General features: G+C 59.7%; 15 protein-coding genes. 10 read left to right on the top strand and 5 right to left on the bottom strand.

Features of this window, described 5'->3' with window-relative positions:
- Nucleotides 1-62 precede the first annotated feature (62 nt).
- Nucleotides 63-1205: a Gfo/Idh/MocA family protein gene (locus ACIQUH_RS15940; protein ID WP_400816750.1), complete on the bottom strand. Its 1143-nt coding sequence runs from the start codon at nt 1203-1205 to the stop codon at nt 63-65.
- Between the two features lie 67 nt (nt 1206-1272).
- On the opposite strand from ACIQUH_RS15940, the gene ACIQUH_RS15935 reads away from it, so the two are divergent.
- From ACIQUH_RS15935 to ACIQUH_RS15925, 3 genes are all read left to right on the top strand, one after another.
- Nucleotides 1273-2322 (top strand): aldo/keto reductase, encoded by a 1050-nt coding sequence (locus ACIQUH_RS15935; protein ID WP_400816945.1) that lies wholly within the window; start codon nt 1273-1275, stop codon nt 2320-2322.
- A gap of 40 nt (nt 2323-2362) precedes the next feature.
- Nucleotides 2363-3412, top strand: a complete 1050-nt coding sequence (locus tag ACIQUH_RS15930; RefSeq protein ID WP_400816748.1) for an ABC transporter ATP-binding protein — start codon at nt 2363-2365, stop codon at nt 3410-3412.
- An 80-nt stretch (nt 3413-3492) separates the two neighbouring features.
- Nucleotides 3493-4242, top strand: coding sequence for a GntR family transcriptional regulator (locus ACIQUH_RS15925; RefSeq protein WP_400816746.1), 750 nt, complete (start codon nt 3493-3495; stop codon nt 4240-4242).
- 34 nt (nt 4243-4276) lie between these two features.
- On the opposite strand, the gene ACIQUH_RS15920 is transcribed toward ACIQUH_RS15925, so the two are convergent.
- Together ACIQUH_RS15920 and ACIQUH_RS15915 are read right to left on the bottom strand one after the other, a co-directional pair.
- Entirely contained in the window at nt 4277-4606 is a 330-nt protein-coding gene (locus tag ACIQUH_RS15920) for an L-rhamnose mutarotase (RefSeq protein ID WP_400816943.1), read from the bottom strand.
- A gap of 96 nt (nt 4607-4702) precedes the next feature.
- Entirely contained in the window at nt 4703-5449 is a 747-nt protein-coding gene (locus tag ACIQUH_RS15915) for an SDR family NAD(P)-dependent oxidoreductase (protein WP_400816744.1), read from the bottom strand.
- A 410-nt stretch (nt 5450-5859) separates the two neighbouring features.
- Here ACIQUH_RS15915 and ACIQUH_RS15910 point away from each other — a divergent pair, with 410 nt between their 5' ends.
- The 5 genes from ACIQUH_RS15910 (at nt 5860) to ACIQUH_RS15890 (ending at nt 11018) form a co-directional block, all read left to right on the top strand.
- On the top strand, nt 5860-7092 hold the full coding sequence (locus tag ACIQUH_RS15910) for an ABC transporter substrate-binding protein (protein ID WP_400816742.1): 1233 nt from the start codon (nt 5860-5862) through the stop codon (nt 7090-7092).
- An 83-nt stretch (nt 7093-7175) separates the two neighbouring features.
- A complete protein-coding gene (locus ACIQUH_RS15905) occupies nt 7176-8099 on the top strand; it encodes a carbohydrate ABC transporter permease (RefSeq protein WP_400816740.1) in 924 nt (307 codons plus the stop codon).
- 82 nt (nt 8100-8181) lie between these two features.
- Entirely contained in the window at nt 8182-8976 is a 795-nt protein-coding gene (locus ACIQUH_RS15900; RefSeq protein WP_400816738.1) for a carbohydrate ABC transporter permease, read from the top strand.
- A 135-nt stretch (nt 8977-9111) separates the two neighbouring features.
- Nucleotides 9112-10188: a Gfo/Idh/MocA family protein gene (locus ACIQUH_RS15895; protein WP_400816736.1), complete on the top strand. Its 1077-nt coding sequence runs from the start codon at nt 9112-9114 to the stop codon at nt 10186-10188.
- Between the two features lie 44 nt (nt 10189-10232).
- Nucleotides 10233-11018 (top strand): sugar phosphate isomerase/epimerase family protein, encoded by a 786-nt coding sequence (locus tag ACIQUH_RS15890; RefSeq protein ID WP_400816734.1) that lies wholly within the window; start codon nt 10233-10235, stop codon nt 11016-11018.
- A gap of 522 nt (nt 11019-11540) precedes the next feature.
- Here the strand turns inward: ACIQUH_RS15890 and ACIQUH_RS15885 are convergent.
- Nucleotides 11541-13493 (bottom strand): ParB/RepB/Spo0J family partition protein, encoded by a 1953-nt coding sequence (locus tag ACIQUH_RS15885; RefSeq protein ID WP_400816732.1) that lies wholly within the window; start codon nt 13491-13493, stop codon nt 11541-11543.
- A gap of 497 nt (nt 13494-13990) precedes the next feature.
- Here ACIQUH_RS15885 and ACIQUH_RS15880 point away from each other — a divergent pair, with 497 nt between their 5' ends.
- Both ACIQUH_RS15880 and ACIQUH_RS15875 read left to right on the top strand, forming a co-directional pair.
- Nucleotides 13991-14614, top strand: a complete 624-nt coding sequence (locus ACIQUH_RS15880) for a histidine phosphatase family protein (protein WP_400816730.1) — start codon at nt 13991-13993, stop codon at nt 14612-14614.
- A gap of 337 nt (nt 14615-14951) precedes the next feature.
- Nucleotides 14952-15530: a thermonuclease family protein gene (locus ACIQUH_RS15875; RefSeq protein WP_400816728.1), complete on the top strand. Its 579-nt coding sequence runs from the start codon at nt 14952-14954 to the stop codon at nt 15528-15530.
- 195 nt (nt 15531-15725) lie between these two features.
- Here the strand turns inward: ACIQUH_RS15875 and ACIQUH_RS15870 are convergent, their stop codons facing one another.
- Entirely contained in the window at nt 15726-16058 is a 333-nt protein-coding gene (locus ACIQUH_RS15870) for a DUF3768 domain-containing protein (protein ID WP_400816726.1), read from the bottom strand.
- Nucleotides 16059-16064 lie beyond the last annotated feature (6 nt).

Here is a 16064-nt window from a genome sequence, read left to right as displayed (position 1 = left end):
GCGGGGCAATTCCTACCGGTCATCTTCAGCTGAGGCTGGAATCGCGCCGGCGCGGCAAAAGTTCAATCCGGGCGGTCTATCGTCTGCCAGTTGCCGGAGCGGGCGGATGCGATCACCGCATCGGTGACGGCGTCGGTCCGCGTCGCGGCCTGAAAATCGGGAACCAGCGGCTGCCCGGTTTCGAGGCCTTTGAGAAAATCCGCGAATTGATGGATGAAACTGTGCTCGTAGCCGATCTGCAGGCCGGGCACCCACCAGGCCTCCATATAGGGATGGTCGCCATCCGTGACGTGGATCGTCCGCCAGCCGCGCGTAGCGCCGTCTCCACCATGGTCGAAATAGCTCAGGCGGTGAAGATCGTGCAGATCCCAGGTGAGCGAGCCATGTTCGCCATTGATCTCGAAGGTGAATTGCGCCTTGTGGCCGCGCGCGTAGCGTGTCGCTTCGAAGGTGGCGAGCGATCCGTTCGAAAAACGGGCGAGAAAGGCGCTGGCATCGTCAATGGTCACGGGGCGGCGTGTGCCGGTCGCGGCATGGATGCGCTCCTTTATGAAGGTTTCGGTCATGCCGCACACTTCGGCGATGGGGCCGTTCAGCCACATCGCCGTGTCGATGCAATGGGCGAGCAGGTCGCCCGTGACGCCGCTGCCCGCCGCCGCCTCATCCAGCCGCCATGTGCCAGCACCGCCCTGCTGCAGATCGGCGGAGATGGTCCAGTCCTGCAGGAATTTCGAGCGATAGTGGAATATGCGCCCAAGCCTGCCGTCTTCTATCATGCGTTTGGCAAAGGTTACGGCTGGGATACGCCGGTAATTATACCAGACCATGCTGTTCACACCCGCCGCTGCGACGGCATCCGCCATCTGCCGCGATTGCTGGAGCGATATGCCCAGCGGTTTTTCACATGAGACCATCTTGCCGCTGGCGGCTGCGGCCAGCGCGATCTCGGCATGAAGGTGATTGGGCGTGGCGATGTCGATCAGGTCGATGTCGTCGCGCTCCACCAGGCGCCGCCAATCGGTTTCGTAACCGCCATATCCCCAGAGCGCCGCGAATTTCGCGGTGTTGTCCTCGTTGCGAGCGCAGACCGCGGCGAGTTCGACGGATGTCTCGCCCGGGAAAAATACCGGCGCCTGCCGGAACGCGTTGCTATGTGTGCGGCCCATGAATCCGGTGCCGACCAGACCGATACGTATCTTGCCCATGCGCTTGCCTCCGGAAGAACCTTGATTGCTCGTTATATTAGTGTAATGATCGAGAAATGCAAAGGAGATTACGATGCGGGCAGGGGATAAACGACGTCTCGGAACCACGAAGCTTTCGGTGACGGCGCTCAGCATGGGCTGCGCCTCGCTCGGCGGGCTATATGCGCCGGTGAGCGCCACTGACGCGCTGGCGACGCTTGAGGCCGCCTGGGAGTGTGGCATCCGTTATTTCGATGTTGCGCCGATGTATGGGCTGACCCGGGCGGAGCATCTGCTCGGGCAGTTTCTGCGTGAAACGCCGCAGCACCATGAAGCGATTGTCAGCACCAAGGTCGGCCGTCTTTTCGCCAATGACCGGCCGGGCCGCCGCCTGCCGCCGGAGCCGCCGAAAAATCCGCTGGATCCGGGCTGGCAGAACGGGCTGCCGTTTCGCGAGAGCTTCGATTACAGCTATGACGGCATCATGCGCAGCTTCGACGACAGCCAGCAGCGCATGGGCACCGACCGTCTGGACATTCTCTTCATCCACGATATCGGCGTCCTGACCCATGGCGAAAGAAACGCCGCGCTCTGGCGGCAATTGACATCCGGCGGTTTCAGGGCGCTGGTCGAATTGCGCGAGGCCGGTTTGATTGGCGGCTTCGGGCTGGGCGTCAACGAGGCGGAGGCGATCGCCGCCGCCATGGACGAGGTGCATCTCGATTGCTGCCTGCTGGCCGGCCGGCACAGCCTGCTGGAACAGGATGCCCTGCCGCTGCTCGACCGCGCCCACCGGCAGGGCACGGCCATCGTTATCGGCGGGGTCTTCAATTCCGGCATTCTCGCCACGGGCACGGCGGCCGGCGGCAAGTTCAACTACAGCGACGCGCCCGCCGACATCGTCAGGCGCACGGAAGAACTGGCGCGGATCTGCGCCGGTTTCGATGTGCCACTGGGGGCGGCGGCGGTGCAGTTCCCGCTGTTCCATCCCGCCGTGGTCTCGGTGCTGGTCGGGGCCAAACATCCGGACAAGCTGCGGCAATCGGTCGGCTGGTTCGAAGAGGAGATACCGGGGGAGCTGTGGCAGGCCTTGCAGGAAAACGGCCTGTTGGCGGCGGCGGCTTTGCCGGAGATATGAAGGATCATTGAAGCCGGGGCAAAATGCGGAGGAGACGGATTTGGCCAGTGTGAACATAGAGAGCATCGTCAAGCGTTACGGTGCGTATGAAGCGCTCAGGGATATTTCTTTTTCAATCGCCGACGGAGAGTTCGTCGTTCTGGTCGGCCCTTCGGGATGCGGCAAATCCACCTTGCTGCGGATGATCGCCGGCCTCGAGGATATTTCGGACGGCACGATCGCCATCGGCAGCCGTATCGTCAACGAACTGGAGCCGAAGGAGCGGGATATCGCCATGGTGTTCCAGTCCTATGCGCTCTACCCGCATATGACGGTGCGCGACAACATGGCCTTCTCGCTGAAGCTTAAAGGCGCATCCGCGGCCGAAATCACCGACAAGGTGCAGCGGGCGGCGCAGATTCTCGGCCTCGAGCAACTGGTGAGCCGTTATCCGAAACAGCTTTCCGGCGGCCAGCGGCAGCGCGTGGCGATGGGCCGCGCGATCGTGCGCGATCCCCAGGTCTTTCTGTTCGATGAGCCGCTCTCCAATCTCGACGCCAAGCTCAGGGTGCAGATGCGCTCCGAAATCAAGGAGTTGCACCAGCGGCTCGGAACGACCACCGTTTATGTGACGCATGACCAGGTCGAGGCCATGACGATGGCGGATCGGATCGTCGTCATGCGCGACGGACATATCGAGCAGATCGGCTCGCCGCTCGAGATTTACGATCATCCCGCCAACATGTTCGTGGCTGGGTTCATCGGGTCACCGGCCATGAACTTTCTGTCTGGAACAGCGGTGGAGGACGGCTTCATGCTTGCCGGCGGCAATATGCTGCCCCTGCCTTTGCAGTCGAGCCGTCTCGCCGTTCACTATGGCGTTCGGCCGGAGCATCTGCGGATCGATCCGAACGGCATTCCCGCCGAGGTGGTGGTGACCGAACCGACAGGCTCCGAAACGATGGTCGTGGCGAAAATCGGCAGCCAGCAGGTCCATTGCGTCTTCCATGAGCGGCTGGATCTGGGGCCGGGCTCGACCATCCATCTGCAACCGGAAACGGGCAAGGTTCATCTGTTCGGCGCATCCGGCGAGCGGCTTGCACCGAAATGATCACGGAGGTTGGTTACGGACAAGAAACCGGCTAAAGAAATTTGTGCCGGTGAGTCCGGTTTTGATGGGAGAATACGGACGTGTCAAAAGAAGAGGCGAATCTCGGCCATTCCTTGCCGGACAAATCCGATTTGACCGGATTTCTCAAGGGCGTGACGATCACGCGGAACATGCCGCTTCGCGACCAGATCTACCAGCTCATTCGCCGCGCCATCGTCACCGGCAGGCTTGCGCCCGGCTCGCCGGTCAACGAGATCGAGATCGCCGAGCGCCTGGGCACCTCCCGCACGCCGGTGCGCGAGGCCGTCAAACGCGTGGAGGACGAGGGGTTGATCGATGTCCGCGCCCAGGCCGGAACCTTCGTGACGCCCATCAGCCGCCGGCAGGTGCAGGAAGCCTATATCATTCGCATCGCGCTGGAGCGGGAAAGCGTTCGCCGTGCGGCCGAAACCATCAGCGCCGAGGCGGTGCAACGCCTGCGCGACATCATCGATCTTCATGCGCTTTCGGTCAAAAGAAGCCGCTTCGAGGATGCGATCGATCACGATGACGCCTTTCACAGGGTCATTGCCGAGGTCAACGGCTATTCCATGTTGTGGCGCGTGGTGGACATTACCAAGGCGCAGATGGACCGCTGCCGCCTTCTGTCGCTGCCTTCGCCGGGAGCCGGCGAAACGACGATCGAGCAGCACCGCGCCATTGTCGATGCTTTGGAGGCGCACGATCCGGAAGCGGCCGAAAGGGCGATCCGGGAGCATCTGGAAACGTCGCTGAGCAATACGCTGACGCTGCTCAGCAACATCGGCACCGACGGTCTGGCCGGCGCTTGAAACGCCTCACCCGGACGTAAGCCGATCGGCGCCGTCAATCGATGTGGAAGACCTCGAGCATCTGCGCCCACCATTCCTGCGGCCGGCGTGTCGGGAAGGGCGATTGCAGGGGTTCGCAGATCGCCCACCATTCCCGCATTCGCCTGTTCTTCGCCATCTCCGCCATATCGGCGGCGAAATCTTCGCCGGCATATTCCCAATAGCCGAAGAGCAGGTTTTCCGGCTCTTTCAGGTAAATCGAATAATTGGTGATATTGGCCCGGCTGATGGCGTCGAGCACCTCCGGCCACACATCGGCGTGGAGCCGTTTATATTCCTCGACCGTTCCGGGCTTGAGGTTCAGGCAAAATCCCATGCGCGTCATCGGCTGCTCCATCGCCGGCGTCCCGTTCATTCTGACCGGACCAAGCCCGTTTCATTTTTTCGCTGATCTATCGAAGTCCGGGTTTTCCCGCTGCCTCTAATAGGTCGTCCGGCCGCCGGAAAGGTCGAAAACCGAGGCGGTGGTGAAGCTGTTTTCGCGGCTCACCAGCCATGCGACCATTGCCGCTGCCTCTTCGACTTCCAGAAAGCGGCCACGCGGAATACGCGTCAGCATGTAGTCGATGAATTCCGGCGTCAGTGTTTCGAGAATACGGGTGCGGGCGGTGGCGGGCGTGATCGCGTTGACGGCGATATCGTGTCCTGCCAGTTCCTTGCCAAGCGATTTGGTCAGGCCGATCACCCCGGCCTTGGCGGCGGAATAGGCCGAAAGCTTGGGATTGCCCTCTTTACCGGCAACCGAGGAAATATTGACGATCCTGCCGTAGTTTCTGGCCTTCATGGACGGGATCACGGCCTTGTTGACGTAAAAGGTGCCGTTGAGATTAACCTCGACGACGCGCCGCCATTCCTCGATGTCGTAATCTTCAAGCGGCGCATTGCCGCCGGCAATTCCGGCGGAATTGACGAGGATCGAGACGGGGCCGGTTTCCGCCTCGACTTCGGCGTGCGTGCGGGCGAGGCCGGCAAAATCGGTGACGTCGACGACCTTGCCGCCGGCGGCGTCGCCAAGCAGGCCGCAGGCCGCATCGATCGCTGTCTTGCTCATATCCCAAAGGCTGACCTTCGCGCCTGATTCGATAAGCCGCCTGGCAATCGCAAGGCCAATTCCCTGTGCGCCGCCGGTTACCACTGCCACTTGTCCGTCGAGATCAATCCTGTTCATGCCATCCTCCCAGCTGAATTTGAGCATTCATTATACTAGTATTTTGAATTTAGAAAGAGGAAATCATGCCTGCGCCGAAATCATGTTCATGCCTTGGGGTGAGGGAGAGATACATCGCCGCCTCTGACGCGGTGATTGCCTTTATGGTTATGTTCAAAAACTTTCCGCTGTTTTTTCTGTCTGCGAATTTTCGAAAAAGATGTTTTAAAACAATGTGATAATTTGGGTTTCGATTTATTTTCCGATGTTGGCCGAAGCGGCCGCGCCGGGAACTTGTCGGATGAAGCATCAAGTTCGGATTGATTGTTACACTAGTATAATATAAGCATGGGTCCACGCGCCAGAGAATGCGCGGATGGTGGGCCGACGGTCCTGGAGGAGGGGCGCAGCCTGCACAACGGGAGGCAAAAATGAAACTGAAGCAGTTTATTGCCGTTGCATTTACGACGCTCTGTCTGGGAGCGGGAACATCCCGGGCGCAGCCCGTCGAACTCACTTTCGCCAATGCCCTGTCTCTGCCGCAGGTGGAGCCGTATCAGCGCGCCGTCGATGAATTCAACGCGGCCAATCCTGATATCAAGGTGAAGATGATAAACACCCCATGGGTGGAATATTGGCAGCAGCGTCGCGTCGATACGGCCTCGGGCAAATTGCCGGATGTCTGGCTGTTCGTTCCCGGTTTCGGCGCCGAATGGCTCTATGGCAACAAGTTGCTGCCACTCAACAAATATACCGACGCCGATCCGACCATCAACCTGCCCGACGCCAACCAGACCATGCTGAAATACATGACGCTGAACGGCAAGCTTTATGGCATCGGTTACGACTTCAACGGACAGGTGGTCTATTACAATCCCAAACTGTTCGATGAGGCCGGCGTTGCCTATCCGAAGGACGGCTGGACGACGGACGATCTGGCGACGGCGGCGCGCACGATCAGCAAGAAACTCAACGGCAACGGCCGCAAGGTCTGGGGTTTTGCCGGCGCCAGCGCCGAATGGGTGTTCGAAGGGTGGTTTCGCGGCTTTAACTCCCGCATGATCACCGATGACGGCAAATACGGCGCCAACAACGAGGGAGGCGCGCAGACGATCTCGTTCTTCATGGACATGATCAAGGACGGCGTCATGCCGATCCCCGACCAGAAGGATCCAAACGCCCAGGCGCAGTCGCTCTTCATCGGCGGCACGGCGGCCATGGCGCTGGGGGTCGGACATGCCACCTACATCTTCTCGGATGCGGGTGTCGATTTTGGCATCGCCCGCCTGCCGGTCGGACCGGCAGGACAGGTCGGAACCGGTCTTGGCGGCGCCTATGTCATCAGCGCCGACACGCGCTATCCTGATGCCGCCTACAAGTTCCTCGCCTATATAACCAGCGGTCCGGTTCTCGCCAAGGTGGTGACGACGGGCGTGCCGGCCCGCACCTCGGCCTGGGGCAAGCTCTCGGACCGGATGACCGAGTTCGCCGGCAAGGTGCAGGGTTTCGAACCCTTCAACGCGGTCAAGGGCTCGTTCCAGGTGATGGACATCCAGAAGCGCGTGCTGAGCGAGGTGTGGAACGGCAGCAAGGACGTTCCCGCAGGCCTCGCCCAGATCGCCACGGAGGCGGATGCCGCTCTCGCCAAGGCGGCCGCAAAATAGGGTGATGCGGACGCCGCCCTGGTGGCGGCGTCTTTTCCATCGTTGTCGCCCTTGCGGGCGTCCTCCATGAAGAGGTGGGGACAATGGCAGTGATTACCGCAGTCGATACCGTGTCTCCGGTGGCGTCATCCGGATTGAAACGCTCGGTCAGGGAGGAGCTGTCAGCCTGGCTCTTCCTGTTGCCCTCGGTCGTTCCTTTCCTGATCTTTACGCTGATACCGGCCTTTGCGACATTCGTGCTCAGTTTTTATCGCTGGGACTTCATCTCCACGCCGCAATTCGTCGGGTTGGACAACTGGATAGACCTGTTTTCCGGCGGCGCTGCGGGGAGGAGTGTCCTTGTGACCCTGCTTTTATGCGCCATAAGCGTCCCGGCCTCGATGGCGACCGGACTGGCGCTTGCGTTTGCGCTCGACCGGATTCCCTTCGGCAAACTCCTGTTCCGGTCGATTTTCTTCATGCCCATCGTAACCTCGATGGTGGCGATTTCCTTTGTCTTCGGCAATATGTTCGCCACCGAAACCGGTCTCATCAACTATGTCATCGGCCTTGCGGGCCTGCCGCCCGTGGCCTGGCTGACCTATCCGACACAGGCGATATTCGCCGTCTCGATCATGATGATCTGGTCGATGTCGGGCCTGTGCATGCTGATCTATCTTGCCGGGCTGCAGCAGATCGATCAGTCGCTCATCGAGGCCGCCCGGCTGGACGGCGCCAGCCGGTGGCAGCTCTTCCTTTATGTCGTGCGGCCGCTTCTCGCCCGCTCGACGCTGTTTCTGGCGATCACCCAGACGGTCAGCGCGCTGCAGACCTTCGAGGCGGTCTATGTGCTGACGGATGGCGGCCCCGGCACTTCGACCACGACGATCGGCATGTATATCTACAAGTCGACTTTCCGGCGCTTCGAGGTGGGCAGCGGCGCGAGCGCCTCGATGGCGCTGTTCGTGCTGATGCTGATCGTCACCGTCATCCAGTTGCGGGCGCAGAGGAGGATGCAGGATGTCTAGAGCATTTCCAGGAAAGGTCGTACCCGGTTTTCCGTCCGGAAATTCGGCGAAAAAAAGAGCCGGAAGCAGATCCGTCGAGTTGATGCGTTATGCTTTCGTGATCGTGCTGGCGGCGCTGTTTCTCGTGCCCTTCGTGTGGATGGCGTCGCAATCGATCAAGGGCATAGGCGACTATTTCCGCCTGCCGCCCGAACTCATTCCCGGCCGAATCCGCTGGGACAACTACACGAAGATGGTCAGCAACTACCCGATCATTCCGGCGGCGCTGAACAGCCTGTTCGTGGCGGTGGCGGTCACGCTGATTCAGCTCGTCACCGCTTCCATGGCGGGTTTCGCCTTCGCGACTTTACGCTTCCGCAGCAGCCGCATCACCTTCGTGATGCTGCTCACCCAATCCATGCTGCCGGTGGCGGTGGTGCTGGTTCCCATGTTTCAGGTGGTGCAATATCTCGGGCTGGTGGGGTCGCTGTGGGGCATGATCATACCCTTCGCCTTCACCGCTTTCGGAACCTTCCTGCTGACGCAGTATTTCCTCGGCATCCCCCGGGAAATCTTCGAAGCGGCGCGGGTCGACGGGGCGTCCTATTTCCGCATCTGGTGGCGGGTCTATCTGCCGCTGGCGCCGGCGGGTCTCGCCACGCTCGGCGCGCTCTGTTTCGTGTATTACTGGAACAGCCTTCTGTGGCCCCTGCTGGTGGCGGGCGGGCCTGAAAACCACACTTTGCCGGTCATGCTGGCCCAGATGATCGGCATCAGCGCCTCAAGCCCGCATCTTGTCATGGCGGGAGCCGCCATCGCCGTTTTCGTGCCGCTCTGCCTGTTCCTGTCGCTGCAGCGGTTTTTCGTGGCGGGGGTCACCTCCGGCAGCGTCAAATAAGCGGGCGCCGCCGCGCCAGCTTTTCATCCGTTCATCAGATGGTCCGGAAACCCTGTCGGGCGTTCCGGTCCGGAGGTCGGTTATTCACATCCGGCTGCGCCATGCGCCGCCATATCCAATGGGAGGAAGTAAATAATGTCCAGATATTCCGTGGTTCTGGCCGGCTGCGGGCCGCGCGGCGCTTACCATGCCGAAGGCTTCACGGCCAATGCGGACCGCTTCGATCTGAAAGCCGTCTGCGATCTCGACGCCGGGCGCGCCAACGCCCTGGCCGAACGTTTCAACGTCAAGACGATTTATGCCGACGTGGACACGATGCTGGCCGCCGAGAAGCCGGATATATTCTGCTTCGCGACGCTTCCCGCCATTCGCCTGTCGCTCATCGAGCTCGGGATCAAGCACGGGGTCAAGGTCATCGCCTTCGAAAAGCCCGTCGCGACGGAATTGCCGGAGGCGAGGGAAATCTTCGACCGCTGCCGCGAGGCCGGTATCCGGCTCATCGTTTCCCATCAGCAGAAATATGGCGCTGCCTGGCAGAAGGTGAAGGAACTGATCGACGCCGGCGAGATCGGCGAGATCACCAAGATTCACGCGACCGCGCGGGCATGGCTCAGCCAGCTCGGCACCCACATCATGGATTATATGCTGTGGTTCAACAATCGCTCGCGCGTGAAATGGGTGGTCGGCCAGGCGATCGGCACGGGCAAGCTCATCGACACGCACCCTTCCGCCGATTACGTCATCGGCAGCATGGAGTTTGAAAACGGCGTGCGCGGCGTCATCGAATGCGGCGCGCATGCGCCGCATTTCGTGCCGGGCGACAATCCTGTCGGCCACATCAAATTCTGGACCGACAGCGCCCTCACCATCCACGGCACCCATGGTTATGCGCGCGTCACGACCGGTAACGGCTGGCAGGCGGTGACGAAATCGAGCATGGGCGAAATCTTGAGCGGCGACGGTTTTTTCAATCCGTCCTACGAGCAGCCGCTCTATATTCGCGACCTTGCCGACTGGCTGGATGGCACGATTGCCGTTCATCCCTGTGACGGCGAGATCAGCTATCACGGCTTCGAGGCGGTGATGGCGCTCTATCTCTCGGCCATCGGCCATCGCAGGGTCGATCTGCCGCTCAAGGAAATCCCCGACGGTTCGCTGATCGAACGTCTCGGACAGAAACTTCCCTCTAGCGACGAGTATGTTGGACAATGATCAGATTGGGTGGATACGGGGTTCCGGTCACATCGGAAGACCCCATGGAAATCGCACGCGCGCATGTCGATTTCGGCTATAGCGCGGCCTATTGCCCGGCGGTGGACATTGGCGACGGGGATCGCATCGCGGCGATCCGCGATGCTTTCGCGGCAAACGATGTCGAAATCGCCGAGGTCGCGGCCTGGCGCAACGTGGTGCCGCCGGAGCCGGAGGTGCGCAAGGCCAACAGAACCTATGTCAAGGAGCGGCTGGCCGTCGCCGACGAGGTGGGGGCGCGCTGCGCGATCACCTATATCGGCTCCATGCAGCCGGGTGGCAATTACGAGCCGCATCCCGACAATCTCACGCAAAAGGGTTTCGACGAGTTCGTCGAATGCGCCCGCGAGATCATCGATGACGTCAAACCGAAACGCGCTAAATTCTGCCTCGAAATGATGCAATGGGAGCTGCCGGACAGTCCGGAAATCCTGCTGGCGCTCATCAAAGCCATCGACCGGCCGGCCTTCGCCGCCCATCTCGATCCGGTCAATCTGATCGTCTCGCCTCGCCTTTATTACGACAATGCCAGCCTCATCAAACGCTGTTTCGAACTCGTCGGTCCCCATATCATCAGCTCTCACGGCAAGGACATCGTTCTGGGCGACAAGCTGTCGCTGCATTTGAGCGAGGTGATTCCCGGCCGCGGCAATCTGGATTACCGGACCTATCTCAGCCTGCTCGACGGAACCGGCATCCCCATCATGCTGGAGCACCTTGCCGATGCCGATTATCCCGAGGCGCGCGATCATCTCAGGAATACCGGCAGATCGCTGGGCATAGCGATATAATTTCGACGGGTTGCGCCAGAAACGAGCGGACGGGTCCAGTTTCTGCGATTGCGGGACTGTGGGGGCCTTGGGATTGATGCCGACAACGCCCGACGCGGCCTGTCGGATAACGCCTGTCGCCACCACCTCTCACTTGCCTGAGCAATGGCGAGATATATGCGGGGACAGTTCTACCGGCTTTAGGCTGATTTCAACGATAAGTGCTTGTTTCCGTTGGTGAGAGCGCAGGGATTCGAACCCTGGACCTACTGATTAAAAGTCAGTATAGTATAATTGTAACTTACTGTTTTTAATTTGTTATTTTAAATTATGTTTTGAGTGTGCGTAAAAATGTGCGTGTGAGTGTGCGAGGGAGCACGGTACTGCGAGGCTTACTTCACGTAAACGTGATCGGTATTCGCGGGCTGGGATAATCAGAATGAGGACTTATACGCGGTGCTGATGACGTTGCCCGCCGCCGCTATTCAATGCAAAAGCCCGCACACATGGCCCGGGCTTTCTTGGTTGATTGTCGGTAGTGGGTTACTCGGCGCGGGTCCAACCACGCAGTACAGGGGGCAACCATCCCTTGCCCGCAAGCTGCTTTTCGGCTTCCTCCACCGCCTCGGCTTTCGGAGCCTTTTCAATCACCCGAACAAGCTGCGGGGCGCATCCGGCTTCGTCCAGCACTTCGGCAATTCCCGCCTTGCTCAAGCGGCTGAGGAACGTTGCATCCGCCGTCCAGTGATTGCTCATGTCGAGACCCACCGCCTCGGCAATCTGGTCCGCATTCGCCAGACGCTGTTTGCTGTGATCATGTTTGGCGTTCACCGCGTTCAGGTTGGCGGCGGTCACGAAGGCCAGAAGCTCCAGCAGCTTGTCGGTGGACTGGTCAAGTAACCATGTCCAGAGGTCGGCAGGTTGGCCGGGGAGGGTGTCGCCCCATGCCTCCTTTATCGCCAGCCATGCCCCAAGGGCGCGGACTTCTTCTGGTTCCTTGATGGAGGGCGCAAGCTCTCGGCGCTGGCCGCTTACCTCTACCGCCGCTTCAAAGTGCATGTAGCCGGTATGGAAAATGCGGCCCACCAGCGGATACAGCAATACGGCAAGGGCAATCGCGGGCCGGTTGGCGAGTTCCACCCGCATGGCAGCGGTCCGGATGGCGGTCAGTTCCTCTACCAGTGCAGCAGAATACCCCGCTTCCGGTGCCGGCGTTAACGGGGCTTCATCGTTTTGGTCTGCGTCCTCGCGTTCGTCCGGCTCCCCACGGTGAAGCTGGTCCAATGCCGCCTTGTCCTCGGGCTTCACATAGCCTCGGCCAAGCTGCATCACGCCATACTGGTCCACGTAGACCACGCATCCGGCAAGCGCCATGTACACCGGATCATAAGCCTTGGTGGCATTCTGAATGGCCGTGATGCGCTGCTCGATATCGGCCAGCCGTGACTCATCGGCCTCAATGGCGGCGTCGCCTTCGGCATAGGCTTCAATCTGTGCCTGCACCTCATCGAAGCTTTCTCCCAGTGCGGAAAGTTCGGCCTGCTCGTCCTCCGTCAAGTTGCGGGTCTGCGGATAAATCCGCCCGTAACCGGTCCCATACAGGTTGGAAGTATCAAGCGAGGTTTCTACCCACTTCCATCCCTCAGCCTTGAGTGGAACCGCAGCCTGTTCCAAGGTGCTCATCGCTAGTTGGATAAGCAAAGGCTGGTCGGTCAGGAACGTGCCGCTGTCGGTGTTGAACAGGTCACGCAGAATGGTTCCGCCTGCGGCTTCGTAGGCATCCAACCCCACGAAACGGGCTAATCGGTCAGTGCTGCGCACATGCTCGCTGGTCAACATCGCGCGGAGAGTGCGTGGCTCATGGTTGTAGGAGGGACTATCGAACCATGCCCGCTCCTGTTCCTCGTGGCTGTCGCTGATGGCCAGCGCACGCGCCTGCTCGACGGTCATCCCATCTTCGCGCATCACGTCCAACACTTTCGGGGAGAGGTTTGCCAGCTTCAACCGCTGGCGTACGGTAATAACAGACTGACCGAACCGCGCCGCAATGGTCTCCGGTGCCATGCCGTTTTCAGCAAGCTGACGGTAGGAGAGGATTTCATCAACGATGTGCATCGCCTCACGCTGTACGTTTTCAGCCAGCGAAAGCTCGGTATCGTTCTCGGCGTCGCGGACGTTGCAAGGAATGTCGGCATTTTCCGCCAAACGGCCTTCCTTCGCCAGCAGGCGCAACGCGGCAAGACGGCGCGAACCTGCCACGACCTCGTATTTACCCTTCTTGGCCTTGCGCACGGTCAGGTTATGGATAAGCCCATGCGCTTCGATGCTGTCGGCCAGTTCCGATACCCCTGCGGTGGAATTGACGCGCCGGACATTGGCCGGACTTGGCACCAGTCGGTTGAGGCTGATGCCCTGAACTTCATACTGAATGCTGACGGTGGGTTCCGGCACGGTGAGGATGGTGGTGGTGTCTTGCGGCTGAACGGTCATGTTCATGGTCTTTGTCCTTTGTCTTGGTTTCTTTGATAGGACAGGGAAATAGGACCCCGTCCTGCTTCCCGGGGCCGCGTGAGCGGTGGGGTTGGAAGGGGACAACAGGGATTCGCGGGGAACCGGCTGCACGCAATGCAGCGCAGCGGAATGAAGGAAGCTGGGCGGAAAACCTGTTTGGGGGAGAGAAGGGGCAATGCCACTCGGCCCCCACAAAAGGCACGTTGTGCCTTAGAAAACGGTACTTCTTGGCATGTCTCGGACTGGGCCGGATCGCTCCGAGTTGGGAGCGCTACGCTCACCCTCCCGGCCGCTCACATGCCATGGCCATGCGTGGCCATTTCAGAGAAGGTTAACTTGGGGTGCCAGAAAGGCTCAGGTGAGACTACAGAGGACACAAGTGCCGGCCGGACACGTTCGGCTGCAAAGCGCTAATAGGAGAAATGCTGTTATCTCCGACAATTTAGACTACACGCGAAATCGATGGTTTCTGAGGGCTTTAGATGAGGAATTTGTTTGTTGTAACGCATACTCAGTCTATCCACCACACAGAGGGAAAGGTTGGAGGCTGGTACGACATCGGGCTTACAGAACAGGGGCAGGAGGATGCGCGCGCGGTGGCCGAAACTCTTTGCACGTCTATTGGTCATAATGAGATCGAGATATTTTCATCTGATCTAAAACGGGCCTCCCAGACAGCGAAATACATTGGAAAGCGCTTTGGGCTACCTGTGATACAGACAAAGTCGCTGCGCGAGATCAGTTACGGTGTGGCTGAAGGCAAGTCGCAGGAATGGCTTGACGCGCGTTACATACCCGCACCCGATACCAATAGACTCGATCATCGAGGTAATATCGAAGGAGCGGAGTCACGTCGTGATGTGGCGATACGGGTTTATCCCTATATCGACGCAATACTCGGTCGAGAATGCGAAACTCAAGTTGTCGTCACTCACGGCTTCACGTTGAGTTTGGTGATCGCGGCCTGGATGAAGGTGCCCATAGATGCTTGTGGATTTATCTCCTATGCCGCACCCAGCGGAAGCATCACCCACCTCCGGCAAGACGACTTCTTCCGCAGCAGGGCAATGATCCGTTTTGCGGACACTTCTCACTTGGTCCGATGACTACAATAGGCCGACACAGGACTTTGCTGGAACTCGTTTCGCCATGCAAAGCGCGAAAGAGCTTGACCGGACCCGCCGATTAGAGAAGCGCCCCGATTGCGCGGGATTTCGGGCATTCTCGTCACGCTAAGGCGGATGTTGGTCCAGCCGCAGGAGCCTTAACGGCATGGTCCGAAGGACAGGCGGGACCGACTGCAACCGCCCGTGCGTTCCGTATGAAGGGTAGGCCGCGTAGTGCGTGAACTACACAATCTGCATTCCCTAAAATTGCAGCGGTTCGGTTAGCTGAACCTACATGGCAAGCCTGTATGCGGTATGGCACGGGGGGAGAGCTTTCATGTCCAAGGTAGTTCGGTTGGAATCTCGACGTAAGACGCAGCCGGCTTCAACGGGCTCGTTTGCCAGATTGGTTGTGCTCGGCATGCTGGTGAGCTTTATCGTCGGCGCAAGTGCGTCTTATTTTATAAAGGATGTCGATCTTGCTTCCGCGCCGAAAGAGCGTGGCGCGTCTGTTTTTCGGGGAGACCAGTTAAAGGCCGAGCACACCTCCTTGTCGCGGACGACACCGACCGTCACCTACACATATTGCGCGGGAAAAGTCCGCGTTGACTGTGTCGTGGATGGCGACACGTTCTGGAGCAATGGCGTCAAAATCCGCATCGTCGATATTGACGCGCCGGAAATCGGCACACCGCGTTGCGCGTCCGAAAAGGCGCTGGGGGATCGGGCGACGAGACGGCTTATGGAACTGGTCAATGCCGGTCCCTTCGAAATGCAGTTGTGGCCGGGGCGTGACGAAGACAAGTACGGGCGTAAGCTCAGGGTACTCATCCGGGATGGCCGGTCGCTTGGAGACATTCTTGTGTCGGAAGGGCTGGCGCGGACGTGGACGGGACGACGAAAGCCGTGGTGCTGACAGGAATCTAGAGGCTTCTATTCGAACGGTGGGCGCTCCAGCGCCGCGTGCAGGGGTGGGGAGGGAGCGCGAGGGGCAGGGTTCAGGGTGCCTCTCGTCCCCTCCCATCCCACCGTGTCCACGGCGGGATGGGACAGGTTGGTATGGCGGAAGGCGTCAATTTAACGCCTTCCTTTACGCGCGTTGCGTGGTGGCCTAATATTCGCTGGCCAGCATAATGGTAAGTACCCGCTTGGTGACAGTGGGATTGGCCGGGTCTTCCGAACCGTATTGCAGGGTCATGTCGTAGTAGTCGATTTTCCAGAATACCTTATAGCCCTCAACCGTCACGGAGCCGAAATCATGCTCTCCGTGGGGATCATTGTCCGGCGTGAAGGCGTCGAAGCCTCGGACGGCCTCCACGATGCGGGATTGGGTGATGTTCGGCAGATTCTGGATGCCGGAGGTAAAAAGCACCGTGCCTGTGAGCCACGTGGTTCGGAATACGTCATTCAGTTCACGGATACGAATGGTCTTGGTGGTTGTCATGGTTTT

The sequence above is a fragment of the Agrobacterium sp. NPDC090283 genome, assembly GCF_044769685.1.
Classification (GTDB): domain Bacteria; phylum Pseudomonadota; class Alphaproteobacteria; order Rhizobiales; family Rhizobiaceae; genus Agrobacterium.
The sequence above is the reverse complement of the archived record's forward strand: the minus strand, read 5'-3'. Positions and strand labels throughout refer to the sequence as shown.